Source organism: Spirillospora sp. NPDC048824 (assembly GCF_043198455.1).
Taxonomy (GTDB): domain Bacteria; phylum Actinomycetota; class Actinomycetes; order Streptosporangiales; family Streptosporangiaceae; genus Spirillospora.
This window is the reverse complement of the sequence record NZ_JBICUS010000002.1, coordinates 374,820-392,220: the sequence shown is the minus strand read 5'-3', so window position 1 is coordinate 392,220 and position 17,401 is coordinate 374,820. Positions and strand designations below refer to the sequence as shown.

Here is a 17,401-nt window from a genome sequence, read left to right as displayed (position 1 = left end):
GTGCAAACGGGACGGGTCGGACGATCTGCGTCCGATGGGGCGGCCGGGGCGGCCGGGGCGGCCGGGGCGCTAGGCGGGCCGCACCCAGCCGCCCTCCACCAGCAGATCGAGGACCTTGCCGACCGCCTCGTCCGGTGCCAGCCGCGAGGTGTCCAGGGTCAGGTCGGCGTCCTCGGGCTCCTCGTAGGGGTCGGAGATGCCGGTGAACTCCGGGATCAGGCCCGCGCGCGCCTTGGCGTACAGGCCCTTGCGGTCCCGGCGCTCGCACTCCTCCAGCGGCGTCGCGACGTGCACGAGGATGAAGTCGCCCACGGCGGACACCATCCGGCGCACCTCCGCGCGGGTCGCCGCGTACGGCGCGATCGGTGCGCAGATCGCGGTGCCCCCGTGCCGGGTGATCTCCGCGGCGACGAAACCGATCCGCCGGATGTTGAGGTCCCGGTCGTCGCGGGAGAAGGTCAGGCCCGCCGACAGCATCCGCCGCACGACGTCGCCGTCCAGCAGCGTGACCGTCCGGCCGCCGCGCTCGATCAGGGCGTCGGCCAGGCCGCGCGCGACCGTGGACTTCCCGGAGCCGGACAGGCCGGTGAAGAACACCGTGATGCCGCGGGAGAGCTTGGGGGGACGCGCCAGCGCCAGTTCGGCCGCGACGGCGGGCGGGGTGAACCAGTCGGGGACGGGTTCACCGGCGTCCAGCAGCTCGCCGAGCCGCCCGGGCGTCAGCTCCGCCTGGACGTGGTCGGGCTCGATCCGCGCCACCGGCCGCCAGACCTCCACGTCGGCGTCGTAGGCCCACGGCTCGGGTACCGCGACCGGGATCGCGGTGCCCTCGATCTCGCGGTCGGCGAGCAGGTGGGTGGCGCCGTACGCGGCCGCGATGTGCGCGTGCAGGAGCACGTCGCGCTCGTCCTGGACGTCCGCGCCGCCGCGGGCCGGGAGCGGAACGGGGATGATCCGGGCGCCGTCCGGCAGTTCCCTGCGGACGCCCAGCAGGGCCCGGACGAGGGACTCGTCGTGCTCGCCGCTCAGCATCGCCAGGACGAGGACCTCCGCGTCGAGCCGCTCGGCGACCTGCCGGAGCTGCCCGAGCTGCTTGCGGTGCAGGAAGCCGCGGGTGGCCACTCCGAGGACCGTGCCCTCGCGGGGGGTGAGTTCGTCGGGGCGGCGGCGCAGGCTGTGGAACGGCCCGTGGGCGGGGGCGCGGAGTGCCTCCAGCGGCCCGGCGAGCCGCCAGGCCTGGCTCGTCGGGTCCTGCCACGCCTCGGCCACCCGCAGGACGGCGAGAGGCACGCCCTCCGGGTCCTGCAGGACGACCCGCTCGTGTTCGGTCAGCTCCTTCGGGACCGACAGGGTGACCGGGACCGGCCACGGGGTGCCGTCGGCCAGCCGGCCGCCGGCGATCACCATGGCGGCGTCGAACGAGCCGAGGAAGCCGGTCAGCGGGCGGTACACACCGGCCAGGATCAGCTCCAGGTCGGCGAGCTCCACCGGATCCGGTGTCCAGACGGGCAGGTCGCGCAGCGTGTCGGAAAGGCCGGCTTCGGCGGTCACCGCGATCTCCGATCCCGCCCGGCGCGGAGGCCGGGCTGGTCCGTGTGCATGGGAGTCTCCGCAGGGAAAATACTGCGCCGGCCTGGGAGTACGCACCTTCGCCCCGCGCGTGCGGGGGCTCAGATGACCCGGGCGAAACGGTTCTCGGGTTTGCGGATGACGAACGTGACCTCGCTGTGGTCTGCGGTGAGGCGCCCCCGGCTGAGCGCCGACACCAGGCGGCACAGCAGCTCGGCGGGGCCGGTTCCGGCCCCGAGCGCGTCGATGGCCTGCCGGGACGTGTACTCCTCGGAGATCACCAGCCCGCGCATCACGCAGTACCACTGGATGCCCGAGCGGGACGCGACGCGGTCGTAGGTGGCCGGGGGCGGGCTCGTCCGGACCGCCGGCCGGGTCACGGGCCGTGCGGGGGTCTCGGTGCCCGCGATCTCGGCGTGCCCGGCACCGCGCTCGGCGCCCCCTCTGGACATGCCGTGCCCGGAAGCGCCCTTCCCGGGTGCGCTGCTCCCGGATGCGCCGCCTCCGGACGCGCTGCCCCCGCTCCCGGGTACGCCGTCCCCGGTCGTGTACGCGATGCGGGCGTGGGCGCCGCGCGGGCCCCGTCCGGGACGGGTGCGCCGCCGGCGGCGGCCGGAGACGTGCAGCCACCGCGGGAGCGCCCGGTCCAGGAAGCCGAACGCGGTGTTGCGGTCGCGCAGGTGCACCAGCAGCAGCCCGCCGGGTTTCAGCGCGGCGACGAACCGGTCGAGCACCAGCTCGGCGTGCGGGATGCGCTCGATCAGGTGAGAGGCGTGCACGATGTCGTAGGTGCGCGGCGGCAGCGGGACGGTGCGCAGGTCGCCGAGGTGCCAGGCGTCCAGGTCGGGCCGCTCGCAGGTGTAGGCGCGGAGGTCGGGGACGTCCATGTCGACCCCCGTGACGTGGTGTTCGCGGTCGCCGAGGTCCAGGCTCGTCCCCCAGCCGCAGCCCGCCTCCAGGATGTGGATCCGCTGCAGGGGCTTCTCTAGGGCGTACTGGCGAGCGCGTTCTGAGAAGAGATCGCCGTCGTTGACCGGCGGCGTACGCAGTTCGGTCACAGTTTCGCAGCGTAATCGCCTGACTGCGCTCCGTCTGCTATTTGCCTATCCTTGGTAACGCCCGTGTCGCCCTGCGTGCACCCCCGTGCTCTGCACGGTCGCCTGAACATACGCGCCCACGGGCGCGTACCCTGGTAGGCGGTTACCGGGGGCCCGGCTGGGTTTCCGGGTTTTCGGGCTGCCCTGCTACGGGGTGAATGGCGAATTAGCGGGCGAAGATGACGCTTTCTGGACTTGTTGACCTTGCGTGCACCGATCCCGGTCTGGAGCGCGCCCTCGAACAGGTGCGCGTGGACACCGAGGTCGTCGCGCCCCCCTCCCTGTGGCCGATCCTGGCCGCGGCGCTGACCCGTGCCATCCGTGCACGCGGTGGCGCCCCGGCGAGCAGCGGCGCCGTGCTCGCGGTGACCGCGACCGGCCGCGAGGCCGAGGACCTGACGGCGGCGCTGTCGAGCCTCCTCGACCCGGGCCGGGTGGCGCATTTCCCGGCGTGGGAGACGCTGCCGCACGAGAAGCTGTCGCCGCGGTCGGACACGGTCGGGCAGCGGCTGGCGGTCCTGCGCCGCCTCGTCCACCCGGACGCGGTCCACACAGGCGCATCCCACACAGGCGCATCCCGCACAGGCGCCGCCGGAGACTCCCCGGACACCGGCAAGGGCGGCGCGCTGGACGTCGTCGTGACGCCGATCCGCGCGGTACTCCAGCCGATCGTGTCCGGGCTCGCCGACCTTGAGCCGGTGCGGCTGGCGACCGGCGAGGACGCCGACATGGACGACGCCGTCCGGAACCTCGTGGACGCCGGGTACCACCGCGTCGACCTGGTGGAGAAGCGCGGCGAGATCGCCGTGCGCGGCGGCATCCTGGACGTGTTCCCGCCCACCGAGGAGCACCCGCTGCGGGTGGAGTTCTGGGGCGACACGGTCGAGGAGATCCGCTACTTCAAAGCCGCCGACCAGCGTTCCCTCGAGGTCGCGCAAGGCGGGCTGTGGGCGCCTCCGTGCCGGGAGCTGCCCCTGACCGCGAAGGTGCGGGAGCGGGCGAAGCGGCTCGCCGGGGAGCACCCGGCCCTGGAGGAGATCCTCGGCCGGATCGCCGACGGCGACACCGTGGAGGGCATGGAGGCGTTCTCGCCCGTCCTCGCGGAGGGCATGGAGCTGCTGACCGACCTGCTCCCGGACGGGTCGGTGCTGCTGGTGTGCGAGCCGGAGCGCATCCGCACGCGCTCCGCCGAACTGGTCCGGACGAGCCAGGAGTTCCTGGAGGCGAGCTGGGTCAACGCCGCCGCCGGGGGAGAGGCGCCGATCGACCTCGGCGCCGCCGCGTTCCGGTCACTGGAGGACGTCCGCGCGCACAGCGCGGAGCTGGGTCTGCCGCGGTGGAGCGTGACGGCTCTGAACCCCGGAATGCGGGGCGAAGAAAGCACGGCGGGGTCAGGGGGGGCGTCCCCCCTGGAAGAGACAGGCGACGCGCTGAACCTCGGGGTGCAGGCGGCGGAAGCCTACCGGGGCGACACCACGCGCGTCGTGGGTGACCTCAAGGGCTGGATCGACGGCGGCTGGCGCGTCGTGCTGGTCACCGCCGGGCACGGGCCCGCCGAGCGGCTCGTCCAGCTCGTCGGGGAGGAGGGCCTCGGCGCGCGGCTCACCGACGTCGCCGGGCCGCCCGAGCCGTCCCTGGTCAACGTGGCGACCGGGCTGCTGGAGACCGGGTTCATCTGGGAGTCGGTCAAGCTCGCCGTGCTGACCGAGACCGACCTGTCCGGGCAGAAGTCGTCCACCAAGGACGCGCGGCGCATGCCGTCGCGGCGGCGCGGCGGCATCGACCCGCTGCAGCTCAAGGCCGGCGACTACGTGGTGCACGAGCAGCACGGCGTCGGACGGTACGTGGAGATGGTCAGCCGGACGGTGCAGGGCGCCACCCGCGAGTACCTCATCCTGGAGTACGCCAAGAGCGACCGGCTGTTCGTCCCGACCGACCAGCTGGAGGAGCTGACCCGGTACGTCGGCGGTGAGGCGCCGAGCCTGCACCGGCTCGGCGGCGCCGACTGGCAGAAGGCCAAGTCCCGCGCCCGCAAGGCCGTCAAGCAGATCGCCGGGGAACTGATCCGGCTGTACTCGGCGCGGATGGCGAGCCCCGGTCACCCGTTCGGCGCCGACACCCCGTGGCAGCGGGAGCTGGAGGACGCGTTCCCCTACGTGGAGACGCCCGACCAGCTCGCCGCCATCGACGAGGTGAAGCAGGACATGGAGCGGCCCGTCCCGATGGACCGGCTGATCTGCGGCGACGTCGGCTACGGCAAGACCGAGATCGCGGTGCGCGCCGCGTTCAAGGCCGTCCAGGACGGCAAGCAGGTCGCGGTGCTGGTGCCGACGACGCTGCTGGTGCAGCAGCACATGTCGACGTTCACCGAGCGGTTCGCGGCGTTCCCCGTCGTGATGAAGCCGATCAGCCGGTTCCAGTCCGGCACGGAGATCGAGGAGACGCTGCGCGGCCTGTCGGACGGCACCGTGGACGTGGTCGTCGGCACGCACCGCATCCTGTCGTCGCAGACGCGGTTCAAGAACCTCGGCCTGGTGATCATCGACGAGGAGCAGCGGTTCGGCGTCGAGCACAAGGAGGAGCTGAAGCGCCTCCGGACGCAGGTGGACGTCCTGGCGATGTCGGCGACGCCGATCCCGCGGACGCTGGAGATGGGACTGACCGGCATCCGTGAGATGTCGACGATCCTGACCCCGCCGGAAGAGCGGCATCCCGTCCTGACGTTCGTCGGCCCGTACGAGGAGAAGCAGATCGCCGCCGCGATCCGCCGCGAGCTGCTGCGCGAGGGCCAGGTGTTCTTCGTGCACAACCGGGTCCGCTCGATCAACAAGGTCGCGGCGAACCTGGCGAACCTCGTCCCGGAGGCGCGCATCGGCATCGCGCACGGCCAGATGAACGAGCAGGAACTCGAACGCGTCATGGTCGACTTCTGGGAGCGCAACTACGACGTCCTGGTCGCGACGACGATCGTGGAGTCCGGGCTGGACGTGCCGAACGCCAACACGCTGATCGTCGACCGCGCCGACATGTACGGGCTGTCGCAGCTGCACCAGCTGCGCGGACGGGTCGGGCGCGGCCGGGAGCGGGCGTACTCCTACTTCCTCTACCAGCCGGAGCAGCCGCTGACCGAGACCGCGCACGAACGGCTCGCGACGCTGGCGCAGCACAGCGAGATCGGCGCCGGCATGTACGTCGCGATGAAGGACCTGGAGATCCGCGGCGCCGGCAACATCCTCGGCGCCGAGCAGTCCGGTCATGTCGCGGGCGTCGGGTTCGACCTGTACGTGCGGATGGTCGGGGAGGCCGTCCGGGACCTGAAGGAGGGCGGCCGGGAGCCGGAGGCCGTCGAGACGAAGGTGGAGCTGCCCGTGGACGCGCACCTGCCGCACGAGTACGTGCCGGGGGAGCGGCTCCGGCTGGACGCCTACCGGCGCATCGCCGCGATCACGTCCGAGGACGAGATCGGCGCCGTGCACGACGAGCTGAAGGACCGGTTCGGGCCGCTGCCCGTCGCGGTGCTGAACCTGCTGGAGGTGGCGCGGTTCCGGGCGAAGGCGCGCAGGGCGGGGCTCGGCGACGTCACCGTCCAGGGCAGCTTCATCAAGTTCACGCCGGTGCACCTTGCCGACTCCAAGCAGGTCAGGCTGCAGCGGCTGTACCCGAAGAGCATCCTGAAGCCGGCGACCGACACCCTGCTGGTGCCGGCGCCGAAGACCGCGCCGCTCGGCGGCCGGCCGCTGCGCGACCAGGAACTGCTGAGATGGGCCACCGACTTGGTGGAGGCCCTGTTCCTGGAGGCGTCACCGGCCACCGCCGCGCGGTAGCGTCTCCGGGGGACGCCCCCCGGCAACGGCGGTAGTGTTCAGGCGCCCCCGACGATCGATCGATGAGATGGGAATTTCCGTGTTCGGTAAGTCCGTGAAGGTCGCGGTGGCCGCCGTGGTGGCGGCCGGCGCGCTGGCCGGCTGCGGCGGGACGCCGAAGGCGGGGACCGCCGCCCTCGTCGACGGCGACCGCATCACCGTCACCGACCTCAGCCAGACCGTCCGCGACTGGCGGGAGCAGTTCCGCACGGACCCGGCCGCCAACGAGCTGCGCGCCAACCCGGCGAACCCGGCGCCGCAGCTCGCCGGCGACTCCGAGTCCGACCTGCGGGGCGCGCTCACCCTGCTGATCAACTTCCGGGTCGCCGAGGAGGTGGCCGAGGAGACGGGCGTCGAGATCACCCGGGGACGGGTCGACCAGGCCGTCGAGGGCCTGAACCGGCAGGGCGGTGCCGAGTCGGTCACGCTGGCGAGCGGGCTGCCGCGTGAGCGCACCCGCGACCTGGCGCGCCTGGTCGCCACGCAGATCGCGGTGATGGAGCGCTTCGGGGCGAACCTGAACAACCGGTTCGACCCGGCTACGCAGCAGGCCGGGCAGAAGTGGAACGACCTGTTCCGGCGCACCGCGGACGGCATGAAGATCGAGATCAGCCCGCGGTACGGGAGCTACGACCCCGGCAAGTTCGAGGTCAACCCTGCGGAGCACCGGCTGTCCAGCCCCGATTCGGGTATCTGAGGCGAATGAGCCTGACACTGCTCGCCACCACGCACCGGGTGGCGCCGGGCCTGCTGACCTGGCGTGCCTGGGACGCGCTCCGGTCGGCCGGTGCCGTCCGGCTCCGTGACGGGCACCCGCTGCTGGCGCCCCTCCTCGACGCCGGGATCGTCCCGGAGGTGGTCGACGCGCCCGACGCGTCCCGGCTGGTGGCGGACGCGCGGAGCGGGGACGTCGTGTGGGTGGCCGCGCCGGAGGGCGACGAGCCGCTGATGCGCGAGATCGGCACCCTGGTCGTGAACGACCCGCTGGACGTGGAGGTTCTGCACGGGTCCTACGACCTGCCCGGCGCGCGGCTGCTCGACCTGGTGTCGGTGATGGACACGCTGCGCCGCGAGTGCCCGTGGGACCGCAAGCAGACCCACGCCACGCTCGTCCCGTACCTGCTGGAAGAGGCGTACGAGGTCCTCGACACCGTCGAGTCCGGCGACCTCGGCGCGTTGCGGGAGGAACTGGGCGACGTGCTGATGCAGGTCGCGTTCCATTCGGTGGTGGCCGCCGAACGCGACGACGAGACCGCGTTCACCATCGACGACGTGGCGGGCGGGATCGTCGACAAGCTCGTCCGCCGCCATCCGCACGTGTTCGGGGACGTGACGGTCTCCGGCGCCGACGAGGTCAACGCCAACTGGGAGCAGATCAAGGCGGCCGAGCGGGCGGAGAAGAGCGGCGCGGAGGCGTCGGCGCTCGACGGCGTTCCGATGGGGCAGCCCGCGCTGTCGCTGGCCGCGCAGCTCCAGCGCCGCGCCGCGCGGATGAAGGCCCCGGCCGGACTCGCGGCCGACCTCGCGGCGGCGGACCCCGGCGGCGCGTCCGAAGGCACCCCGGAAGGCGTGCCGGGGAACGGCGGAGGCGTGCCGGGGAACGGCGAAGGCGCGGGGGCCGACCTGGGCGTCCGGCTTTTCGAGCTCGTCCGGGAGGCCGCGGAGCGGGGACTCGATCCGGAGTCCGAATTGCGGGCGGTATCTCGGGTATTCCGCGATCGTGTCCGAGCCTGGGAGCGACGAGCGCCGCACGACTGACCCGGGCGGCAATCTGGGCGATTTCGACCGGAACATCGAAGATGGGGTGGTCCGGCCGGAGATGCACGTTTACGCTAAGCGCGTGCTGGCTGGGGCCGAAGATGACGCAGGGAATCCGGATGCAGGAGAGGGTCCCCTCGGCGGTCCCGCGCGGCCTCGCCACCCCCGCCGGATCCTCACCGCGTCCACCACGCGCGAAGAGAAGGCCCGCGCGGTCCGCGGGCTGGGGGCGCTCGGCGGTCTCGCCGGCTTCATCGTCGCGCTCATGCTGCTGCCCACCGCGTGCACGGCCGGCGTCGGCGCCCGCGACGCCGCGGACTGGTTCCAGACCGAACCGGACGGGCTGACGACCTCCGGCGTCCCGCAGCGCTCCAGGATTCTGTCCGAGGACGGCCGCACCATCGCCACGTTCTTCTACCAGAACCGGGTGGACGTCCCGCTGGAGAAGATCGCACCGGTCCTGCAGAAGGCCGTCCTGGCCATCGAGGACAGCCGTTTCTACGAGCACGGCGCCATCGACGTGCAGGGCACGCTGCGGGCGCTGGCCAGCAACCTCAGCCACGGCTCGGTGGAGCAGGGCGGCTCCGGCATCACCCAGCAGTACGTGAAGAACCTGCTGCTCGCCCAGGCCGACTCCGACACGGAGCGCAAGCGGGCCAAGGAGATCACCGCCGCGCGGAAGATCCGCGAGCTGCGGTACGCGGTCGCGGTGGAGGAGCGGTTCACCAAGGACGAGATCCTGCGGCGCTACCTCAACATCGCCTACTACGGCGACGGCGCCTACGGCATCGAGGCGGCGTCCCGGCACTACTTCTCCAAGCACGCCTCCGAGCTGAACCTCGCCGAGGCGGCGCTGCTCGCCGGCGTCATCCGCTACCCCTACGCCTACGACCCGACCCGGCATTCCGACGCGGCCCGGCAGCGCCGCGACGTCGTCCTGGACCGGATGGCCGAGCTCGGCTGGCTCGACCCCGGCAAGGCGGAGAAGACCAAGGAGCAGCCCGTCAAGCTGGACGTCCAGAACGTCCGGAGCGGCTGCGTGTCCAGCGACGCCCCGTTCTTCTGCGACTACGTCCAGCGCGAGATCCTCATCAACCCGGTGTTCGGCGAGACCGCCAAGGAGCGGGAGAAACTCCTCAAACGGGGCGGGCTGACGATCCGCACCACGATGGACCGGCAGGCCCAGAAGGCGGCGCAGCGCGCCGTGGACGAGCACGTCCCGCCCAAGAACTCCGCCCACAAGGCCGCCGCCGAGGCGATGGTCGAGCCCGGCACCGGCGAGATCAAGGCCATGGTCGTCGACCGCGAGCTCGGCCCGGACGAGGAGCGCGGCAAGACCTGGATCAACTTCGCCGCCGACGCCAGCCACGGCTCCAGCATCGGCATGCAGGCCGGATCCACGTTCAAGGCGTTCACGCTGGCCGCGGCGCTGGACGAGGGCATGCCTTTCGGTACCCGCCTGATGGCGCCGCGCGAGTACACCCCGGTCGGCTTCCGCAACTGCGACGGCGAGAAGGTCGGCGACCCGACCGCGTCGCTGGGCAACGCCGCGGACGGCGAGGGCGGCAAGCAGTTCAGCATCGTCACGGGGACCCACCATTCGGTCAACACCTTCTTCCTCGCGCTGGAGAAGGAGGTCGGCCTCTGCGACACCGTCAAGATGGCCGAACGCCTCGGGATGACGCAGGCCAGCGGCAAGCCGCTGGAGCAGTATCCGGCGTTCACGCTCGGCTTCAACGCCGTCTCCCCGCTGCGGCTGGCGGCGGCCTACGCGGCGTTCGGCGCCCGCGGCGAGTACTGCGAGCCGATCGCCATCAAGGAGATCACCGACGCGTCCGGGAAGAAGCTGAAGGTCCCGCCGCGCGACTGCGAGCAGGTGATGGACAAGGGCGTCGCGGACGCCGTCAACCACGTGCTGAGCGGCGTCATCACCAAGGGCACCGCACGCGGGATGGGCCTCGGCCGCGACGCCGCCGGCAAGACCGGCACCGTCGACGACTTCTCCGCCGCATGGTTCGCCGGGTACACCCCGGACCTCGCCTCGGCGGTGTGGGTCGGCGACCCGCGCGGCGGCTACAAGCACCCGATGACGAGCCTGTGCATGAACGGCCGGTGTTACGGCGCCGTGTACGGGGCGACGATCCCCGCGCCGATCTGGCAGCAGAGCATGCGCGGGGCGCTGAAGGGCACGGACGCGTCCTCGTTCCGCCGGCCGCCGTCGTTCTACTTCAGCAAGGGCTCGGGCGAGGAACGGATCAAAATCCCCGACGTGCGCGGGATGAAGCTGCGCGACGCCATCGGCAAGCTCCGCGGCGCCGGTTTCCGGACCGATGTCGGCGGGCGCGTCGAGTCCCGCGAGTACGACGAGGGCACCGTGGCGGAGATGTCGCCCGGCCCCGGTTCCGCCGAACCCGGCGCCACCATCACGCTGCGCGTCAGCAAGGGCCCCGGCCGCGACGGCGGCGACGACGGCGGCGGGGGCGGCGGTGACGGCGAGCGGCCGCCACCGCTCCCACCGCGGCCGACCAACACGCCGACGCTCCCGCCGCCCCCCGCCGACCCGGCGCAGCAGGAACCCGCTTGACCTGTGTGATCGCCTGTGTGATCGCCTGTGTGAGGGTCGGTGTGATCGCCTGTGTGATCGTCCGGCGGCCGGGTAGATCACGTGGCGGGGTGTCGGGCCCCTGCTGAGCCGTTCGGGGGGACGATCGTCATGCGAGCCATCGCCGTGTCCGAGTACGGCGCCACGCCGGCGCCGATGAACCTGCCGCGTCCGGAGCCGGGGCCCGGCGAGATCCTCGTGAAGATGATCGCGGCCGGGCTGAACCCGTCCGACTGGAAAATCGCCGACGGCATGTTCAAGGACTCCGTCGACGCGTCCTTCCCGCTGATCCTGGGCCATGACGGCGCCGGGGTCGTGGAGGCGGTCGGCGAGGGCGTGACCCGGCTGCGGCACGGTGAGCAGGTCTACGGGACCTTCGCCATGGAGGACCGCGGCCTCGGCGCGTTCGCCGAGTACGCCCTCGCCCGCGACGACGGCCCCGTCGCCAAGATCCCGGAGGGCATGATCTACACGCATGCCGCGGCGGTGCCGACGGCGAGCACGGCCGCGCTCGGCATCGTCGAGGAGGCGCGGGTGGACGCCGGGCAGACCGTCCTCGTCGTGGGGGCGACCGGCGGCGTCGGGCAGGGCGTGGTGCAGCTCGCCGCGCGGGAGGGCGCGAAGGTCATCGCGACCGCCCGCGCCGACATGGCCGGGACGATGCGCAGGCTCGGCGCGGACGAGACCGTCGACCACTCCAAGGGCGACCTCAACGCCCAGGTGCTGGCCGTCCACGACGGCGGGATCGACGCCGTCCTCGACATGGTCGGCGACACCGCGGGCACCGAGGTCCTCGCACAGTTGCTGCGCCCCGGCGGGACGTACGTCAGCTCCGTCTGGTCGGTGAACCCCGACTCGATGGAGGCCCAGGGGCTGCGCGGGGTCAACCTCGACAGCGACCCGACGGCCGAGCTGTTGGACCGGCTGTCCGACCTGATCGACGCGGGTGAGCTGCGGGTCCGGGTCGAACGCGAGGTGCCGCTGGAGGACGCGCCGGACGCGCTGGCCGCCAACCGGGCCGGCGGCGCCCGGGGCAAGACCGTGATCCGCATCTGATCGCGTGCTGGGGTGAGGACCACCGCGTCACGGGCATGCAGACCCACGGGAGGACCACATGAACCAGAGCGGCATGAATCAGGGCGACATGAGCCAGAGCGGCATGAACGAGGCCGGCGGCGACGACCGGCGGACCCGGCTCCGCGACCTCGACGAGACCCTCGCCCGGCTGCGCGCCGAACTTCCCGCGCCGCCCGGCGACGCCACGGACTTCGCCGACTCCGGCCAGTACCTCGCCGCCCGCGAGGAGCTGGAAGGCCAGATCGAGCTCCTGGAGTCCGAACGCGAACGACTCCGCGCCGACCTCGGGATCTCCTGACGGACCGTTCCCGTCTCCGGCGGGCCGCGCCGGGGACGGGAACGACCGTTCACCGCGGCAGCCGCAACACGAAGCGGGCGCCGGGGACGCCGTCGACGCGGTCGGTGAGGATCAGTGAGCCGCGGTGCGCCTCGGCGATGTCGCGGGAGATCGCCAGGCCGAGGCCGGTGCCGCCGGCGTCGCGGTGCTGGCCCTCGGCCAGCCGGGTGAAGCGCTCGAACACCCGCTCGCGGTCCTCCGGCGCGATGCCGGTGCCGTCGTCGATCACCTCGACGACCGCGGTCGTGGGCGACTCCGGGCGGAGGATCACCGTGACCTCGCGGGACGCGTGCCGGACGGCGTTGTCGATCAGGTTCGTCAGCAGCCGCGCCAGCTCGCTGCGCCCGCCCTGCACCGTCACCGCCCCCTCCGACAGGACGGTCACCTGGGCGCGGCGGGGACGGCTCAGCACCTCCTGATCCGTCAGCTCGGTCAGATCCACCGTCTCGCGCTGGAAGTTCCTGTCGGCTTCCAGGCGGGCCAGCGCCAGCAGGTCGTCCACCACCGCCGCCAGCCGGTCGGTGTTGGCCAGGATGGCCTGCAGCGTCTCGGCCATGTCGGTCTCCTCGGGTGCCGACAGCGCGAGTTCCAGCTCCATCCGCAGCGCGGCGAGCGGGCTGCGCAGCTCGTGGGAGACGTCGGTGACGAACCCGCGCTGCCGCGCGACCGCCTGCTCCAGCCGGTCGAGGGTCGCGTTGATGCTCTCGGCGAGCAGCCCCACCTCGTCGCGGCGCGGCGGGTACGGAACCCGGCGTTCCAGGTCCGTGGCGGTGATCTCGTCCAGTTCCCGGCGGATCATGGCGACCGGTCGCAGGGTGCGGGTCGCCGCACGCCACGTTCCGTAGCCGACGAAGCCGGAGAAGAACGGGATGCTGAGCATGAGCAGCGTCGCTATCAGCGGGCGCGGGAAGAGTCCCGGCGCGGGTGCGAGGGTGTAGACGAACAGCGCGGACTGTCCGAGGCCGATCTGGTTGACGACGACGAGGAAGCAGTCCCCGCCCGGCAAGTCGATGCCGCAGATCCGGCCCTCGCGGTGGTCGGCGCCCCTGCGCGGAGGCGGGAACGGCACGGCCGGCCGGCCCTGCATTCGCGGTGTGGCCGCGATCACCCGGCCCCGCCGGTCCACCACCTGCTCAAGCTCGTCGTTGGGCGCGTCGATCTCCTGATCCAGCTGGCCGGCGTGGTAAGCGTTCATCACGCTGCGGCCGTCTCTCGACAGCTCCTGGATTACGTCGTTGGCGACCTGCCGCCTGGCCTGGACCAACACCGCCACGCACAATGCCGTCGAGAGGAACAGCATGAACAGCACGGCCGTGACCGTCATGCGCACCCGGATCTCGGGATTGCGGAGGACGGCCCGCCAGATCCAGCGGCTCAGCTGCACGGGCGGCCGGCGGGACCGGACGCGGATGACGACCTCCCGGGTGCGCTCACGTTCCTGCCAGTACCCGTGTTTTCTTGCCTGAACGGGGCAAACACGACCGTGGGTGGCGGGTAAAAGATCGTTCAGTTCGCCCCGTCCCGTGTCCGGCAGGCCCGTGTCCGACGGCCCCGGCCGTGTCCGATATGTGGGCCGTCCCGCCGGACGACGGCGAGCCAGTTGGGCGGCGCGGGGGCCGCGCGGATAGGCTCGGTGATCGCACCAGACCGCTGCATGCCAGACCACTCGCACCACCAGGGGGTTCCCCGTGTCGTCGATCGAGGCCGTACTCGCCCGGGAGATCCTTGACTCCCGCGGCAATCCGACCGTCGAGGTCGAGGTCCTGCTCGCCGATGGGACCGAGGCGCACGCCGCCGTGCCGAGCGGGGCCTCCACCGGCCAGTTCGAGGCCGTCGAACTGCGGGACGGGGGTGAGCGCTACGGCGGCAAGGGCGTCCGCAACGCGGTCAAGGCCGTCAACGAGACCATCGACGAGAAGCTCGTCGGCTACCCGGCCTCCGACCAGCGGCTGATCGACCGGCTGCTGGTCGACCTCGACGGCACGCCCGCCAAGTCGGCGCTCGGCGCCAACGCGATCCTCGGCGTCAGCCTGGCCGTCGCCAAGGCCGCCGCCGACTCCGCCGGTCTCCCGCTGTTCCGCTACGTGGGCGGGCCGAACGCGCACCTGCTGCCCGTCCCGATGATGAACATCCTGAACGGCGGCGCGCACGCCGACACCAACGTCGACATCCAGGAGTTCATGATCGCGCCGATCGGCGCGGCCACCTTCGCCGAGGCGCTGCGCTGGGGCGCCGAGACCTACCACGCGCTGAAGTCGGTGCTGAAGGCCAAGGGCCTGAACACCGGCCTCGGCGACGAGGGAGGGTTCGCGCCCGAGCTGCCGAGCAACCGGGACGCGCTCGACCTGATCATGGAGGGGATCCGCAAGGCCGGCTTCGTCCCCGGACGCGACATCGCGCTCGCGCTGGACGCGGCCGCCAGCGAGTTCCACGCGGGCGGCCAGTACACCTTCGAGGGCACCAAGAGGAGCTCCGACGACATGGCCGCCTACTACGGCGAGCTGGTCTCGGAGTACCCGCTGGTCTCCATCGAGGACCCGCTCGACGAGGAGGACTGGGCCGGCTGGGAGGGCCTCACCGCCGCGATCGGCGAGCGCGTCCAGATCGTCGGCGACGACCTGTTCGTCACCAATCCCGAGCGGCTCGCCCGCGGCATCAAGGCCCGCGCCGCCAACGCGCTGCTGGTCAAGGTCAACCAGATCGGCACGCTCAGCGAGACCCTCGACGCCGTCTCGCTCGCGCAGACCAGCGGCTTCCGCTGCATGATGAGCCACCGGTCCGGCGAGACCGAGGACACCACGATCGCCGACCTGGCCGTCGCCACCAACTGCGGCCAGATCAAGACCGGTGCCCCCGCCCGCAGCGACCGCGTCGCCAAGTACAACCAGCTGCTGCGCATCGAGGAGCTGCTGGACGACGCCGCCCGCTACGCCGGAGCCTCCGCGTTCCCGCGCTTCGACGCGCAGGACTGATGACGCGGGGCGAGCACCGGCCGGGCCCCGGAGCCGGGCGCGGAGAAGGGCACGGCGACGCCGATGACGACCGTGCCGACGACCACCGTGCCGACGACCACCGTGCCGACGACCACCGGGACGGCCGCGCGAGCGGCATGCGCCGCGGCAACCCGGCGCTGACCAGCCGCGCGGCCATCCTGGCCGTGGTGGTGTGCGCGATCGCGCTGAGCTTGGCCTATCCCGTCCGGGAGTACATCGCGCAGCGCAAGGAGATCGCCGACCTCCGGCAGAAGGAGGCGGTGGCGCGCCGCCAGGTGGAGATTCTCGCCCAACGCAAGCAGCAACTCGGGGATAAGTCGTACATTGAGCGTGAGGCGACGCGAAGACTCCATTACTGCCGTCCTGACGTAAAGTGCTACATCGTGCTGGACGGTGGCGACGGCGACGGCCGGCAGGCCCGCAAGGGCGGGCCGACGAGCAGGCCGCCGTGGTACGAGACGCTGTGGCGGTCGGTGGAGGCGGCAGACAGGCCGCGCTGACCCGTCGCGCGGCTCGCGGCGAGACGATGCCGGACACGCCCGGCGGGAGGGGCCGGACGTGAGATCCGCGGGTGGGACGCAGATGATGCAGGCAGGTGACCGGGTGGCACGGGACGATGACCGGGCCGCGATAGCGGCTCAGCTCGGACGGGAGCCGCGCGGCGTGCGCGGCGTGGCGAGCCGCTGCCCGTGCGGGCGGCCCGCCGTGATCGAGACGGCGCCGAGGCTGCCCGACGGGACGCCCTTTCCGACGCTGTTCTACCTGACGTGCCCGAAGGCCGCCTCGGCCATCGGGACCCTGGAGGGCGGCGGCCTCATGCGGGAGATGCAGGACCGGCTCGCCGCCGACCCGGAGCTGAAGGCCCGCTACACCGCCGCCCACGAGGACTACCTGCGCCGCCGTGATGAGGCGGCCCGCGAGGACGGCCTCGAGCCGCTGCCCGAGGACATGCAGAGCGCGGGCGGCATGCCCGAACGCGTCAAATGCCTGCACGCCCTCATCGCCCACGAGCTGGCCGTGCCCGGCGTGAACCCGCTTGGGCGCGAGGCGCTGGACGCGCTCCCGGAATGGTGGCGCTCCGGCCCCTGCGTCCCCGCGGATCAGACGGGTCAGGCGGATCACGCGGGCACCGATGCGGGGGAGGCACGGTGACGCGTGTCGCGGCCATCGACTGCGGAACGAACTCCGTCCGCCTCCTCATCGCCGACATCGTCCCCGGCGAGGGCGGCGGGACGCTCACCGACGTCGAACGCCGGATGGAGATCGTCCGGCTCGGGGAGGGCGTCGACGAGACGGGGCGGCTGTCGCCCGCCGCGCTGGAACGCACCTTCACCGCGATGCGCGGCTACGCGGAACTGATCGAGCGGCACGGACCCCCCGCCCGGCAGGGCCCCGTCAAGACCAGGGTCGTGGCGACCAGCGCCACCCGCGACGCGGAGAACCGGGCCGACTTCGTCAACGGCGTCGTCGACATCTTCGGCGTCGTCCCCGAGGTGATCAGCGGGGACGAGGAGGCCGGACTGTCGTTCCTCGGCGCCACCCGGGAACTGGCCGAGCTCCGCCCGGCCCGCCCCTACCTGGTCGTCGACATCGGCGGCGGCTCCACCGAGTTCGTGGTCGGCAGCTCGTCGGCCGACGCCGCCCGCTCGATCGACATCGGCTGCGTCCGGATGACCGAGCGGCACCTGAGGGACGGCGACCCGCCGTCACCGCTGCAGATCTCGAACGCCGCCGCCGACATCGACACGGCCCTCGCCACCGTCCGCGAGACCGTCCCGGTGGACGAGGCGCGCACGCTCGTCGGCCTCGCCGGCTCGGTCACCACCGTCGCCGGTATCGCGCTCGACCTGCCCGAGTACGACGCGTCCCGCATCCACCTGTCCCGGATCACCGCATCCCAGGTGCACGAGGTCACCCGGCGGCTGCTGCACGCCACCCGCGCCGAACGCGCCGAGTTCGGCGTCATGCACCCGGGCCGGGTCGACGTGATCGGCGCGGGCGCCCTGATCCTCGACCGGATCATGCGGGAGTACGGTTTCGGCGCCGTCGTCGTGAGCGAACACGACATCCTGGACGGAATCGCCTGGTCCCTGGTGTGACCCCGC

The 17,401-nt window shown here is 72.4% G+C and carries 13 protein-coding genes; 10 read left to right on the top strand and 3 right to left on the bottom strand.

Annotated features, from left to right (window positions below):
• Positions 1–69 precede the first annotated feature (69 nt).
• Both cysC and ACGFIS_RS05260 read right to left on the bottom strand, forming a co-directional pair.
• Positions 70–1,551, bottom strand: a complete 1,482-nt coding sequence (cysC, locus tag ACGFIS_RS05265) for an adenylyl-sulfate kinase (protein WP_392969662.1) — start codon at positions 1,549–1,551, stop codon at positions 70–72.
• A 119-nt stretch (positions 1,552–1,670) separates the two neighbouring features.
• Positions 1,671–2,627, bottom strand: coding sequence for a class I SAM-dependent methyltransferase (locus tag ACGFIS_RS05260; protein WP_392969659.1), 957 nt, complete (start codon positions 2,625–2,627; stop codon positions 1,671–1,673).
• A gap of 218 nt (positions 2,628–2,845) precedes the next feature.
• On the opposite strand from ACGFIS_RS05260, the gene mfd reads away from it, so the two are divergent.
• The 6 genes from mfd to ACGFIS_RS05230 all read left to right on the top strand — a co-directional run bounded on the left by mfd (position 2,846) and on the right by ACGFIS_RS05230 (position 12,264).
• Complete coding sequence (mfd, locus tag ACGFIS_RS05255) at positions 2,846–6,490, top strand: transcription-repair coupling factor (RefSeq protein ID WP_392969656.1); 3,645 nt, start codon at positions 2,846–2,848, stop codon at positions 6,488–6,490.
• Between the two features lie 79 nt (positions 6,491–6,569).
• A complete protein-coding gene (locus tag ACGFIS_RS05250; protein ID WP_392900205.1) occupies positions 6,570–7,226 on the top strand; it encodes a hypothetical protein in 657 nt (218 codons plus the stop codon).
• Between the two features lie 5 nt (positions 7,227–7,231).
• The gene (locus ACGFIS_RS05245; protein WP_392900207.1) at positions 7,232–8,287 is read left to right on the top strand and encodes a MazG family protein; all 1,056 of its coding nucleotides are present in this window, start codon (positions 7,232–7,234) and stop codon (positions 8,285–8,287) included.
• Positions 8,288–8,369: 82 nt separating this feature from the next.
• Positions 8,370–10,871, top strand: coding sequence for a penicillin-binding protein (locus ACGFIS_RS05240; RefSeq protein WP_392969654.1), 2,502 nt, complete (start codon positions 8,370–8,372; stop codon positions 10,869–10,871).
• Positions 10,872–11,000: 129 nt separating this feature from the next.
• Complete coding sequence (locus ACGFIS_RS05235; protein WP_392900212.1) at positions 11,001–11,945, top strand: NADP-dependent oxidoreductase; 945 nt, start codon at positions 11,001–11,003, stop codon at positions 11,943–11,945.
• Between the two features lie 58 nt (positions 11,946–12,003).
• Positions 12,004–12,264: a hypothetical protein gene (locus ACGFIS_RS05230; protein ID WP_392900215.1), complete on the top strand. Its 261-nt coding sequence runs from the start codon at positions 12,004–12,006 to the stop codon at positions 12,262–12,264.
• Positions 12,265–12,313: 49 nt separating this feature from the next.
• On the opposite strand, the gene ACGFIS_RS05225 is transcribed toward ACGFIS_RS05230, so the two are convergent.
• Complete coding sequence (locus ACGFIS_RS05225; RefSeq protein ID WP_392969651.1) at positions 12,314–13,687, bottom strand: sensor histidine kinase; 1,374 nt, start codon at positions 13,685–13,687, stop codon at positions 12,314–12,316.
• A gap of 304 nt (positions 13,688–13,991) precedes the next feature.
• On the opposite strand from ACGFIS_RS05225, the gene eno reads away from it, so the two are divergent.
• The 4 genes from eno to ACGFIS_RS05205 all read left to right on the top strand — a co-directional run bounded on the left by eno (position 13,992) and on the right by ACGFIS_RS05205 (position 17,395).
• Positions 13,992–15,275, top strand: a complete 1,284-nt coding sequence (gene eno / locus ACGFIS_RS05220; protein ID WP_392900220.1) for a phosphopyruvate hydratase — start codon at positions 13,992–13,994, stop codon at positions 15,273–15,275.
• Positions 15,275–15,796 carry a septum formation initiator family protein gene (locus ACGFIS_RS05215; RefSeq protein WP_392900223.1) on the top strand — a complete coding sequence of 174 codons (522 nt, stop codon included), beginning with the start codon at positions 15,275–15,277 and terminating at the stop codon, positions 15,794–15,796. Before eno ends, ACGFIS_RS05215 begins: the two co-directional genes overlap by 1 nt.
• A gap of 82 nt (positions 15,797–15,878) precedes the next feature.
• Positions 15,879–16,448 carry a DUF501 domain-containing protein gene (locus tag ACGFIS_RS05210; RefSeq protein WP_392901428.1) on the top strand — a complete coding sequence of 190 codons (570 nt, stop codon included), beginning with the start codon at positions 15,879–15,881 and terminating at the stop codon, positions 16,446–16,448.
• The gene (locus tag ACGFIS_RS05205) at positions 16,445–17,395 is read left to right on the top strand and encodes an exopolyphosphatase (protein ID WP_392900226.1); all 951 of its coding nucleotides are present in this window, start codon (positions 16,445–16,447) and stop codon (positions 17,393–17,395) included. The genes ACGFIS_RS05210 and ACGFIS_RS05205 overlap by 4 nt, the downstream gene beginning before the upstream one ends.
• Positions 17,396–17,401 lie beyond the last annotated feature (6 nt).

Bases quoted from the DNA above. Each gene is read 5' to 3' on its own strand.
- ACGFIS_RS05215 (WP_392900223.1), top strand. From the start codon at position 15,275: ATGACGCGGGGCGAGCACCGGCCGGGCCCCGGAGCCGGGCGCGGAGAA.
- mfd (WP_392969656.1), top strand. From the start codon at position 2,846: ATGACGCTTTCTGGACTTGTTGACCTTGCGTGCACCGATCCCGGTCTG.
- ACGFIS_RS05210 (WP_392901428.1), top strand. From the start codon at position 15,879: ATGATGCAGGCAGGTGACCGGGTGGCACGGGACGATGACCGGGCCGCG.
- ACGFIS_RS05245 (WP_392900207.1), top strand. From the start codon at position 7,232: ATGAGCCTGACACTGCTCGCCACCACGCACCGGGTGGCGCCGGGCCTG.
- ACGFIS_RS05230 (WP_392900215.1), top strand. From the start codon at position 12,004: ATGAACCAGAGCGGCATGAATCAGGGCGACATGAGCCAGAGCGGCATG.
- ACGFIS_RS05235 (WP_392900212.1), top strand. From the start codon at position 11,001: ATGCGAGCCATCGCCGTGTCCGAGTACGGCGCCACGCCGGCGCCGATG.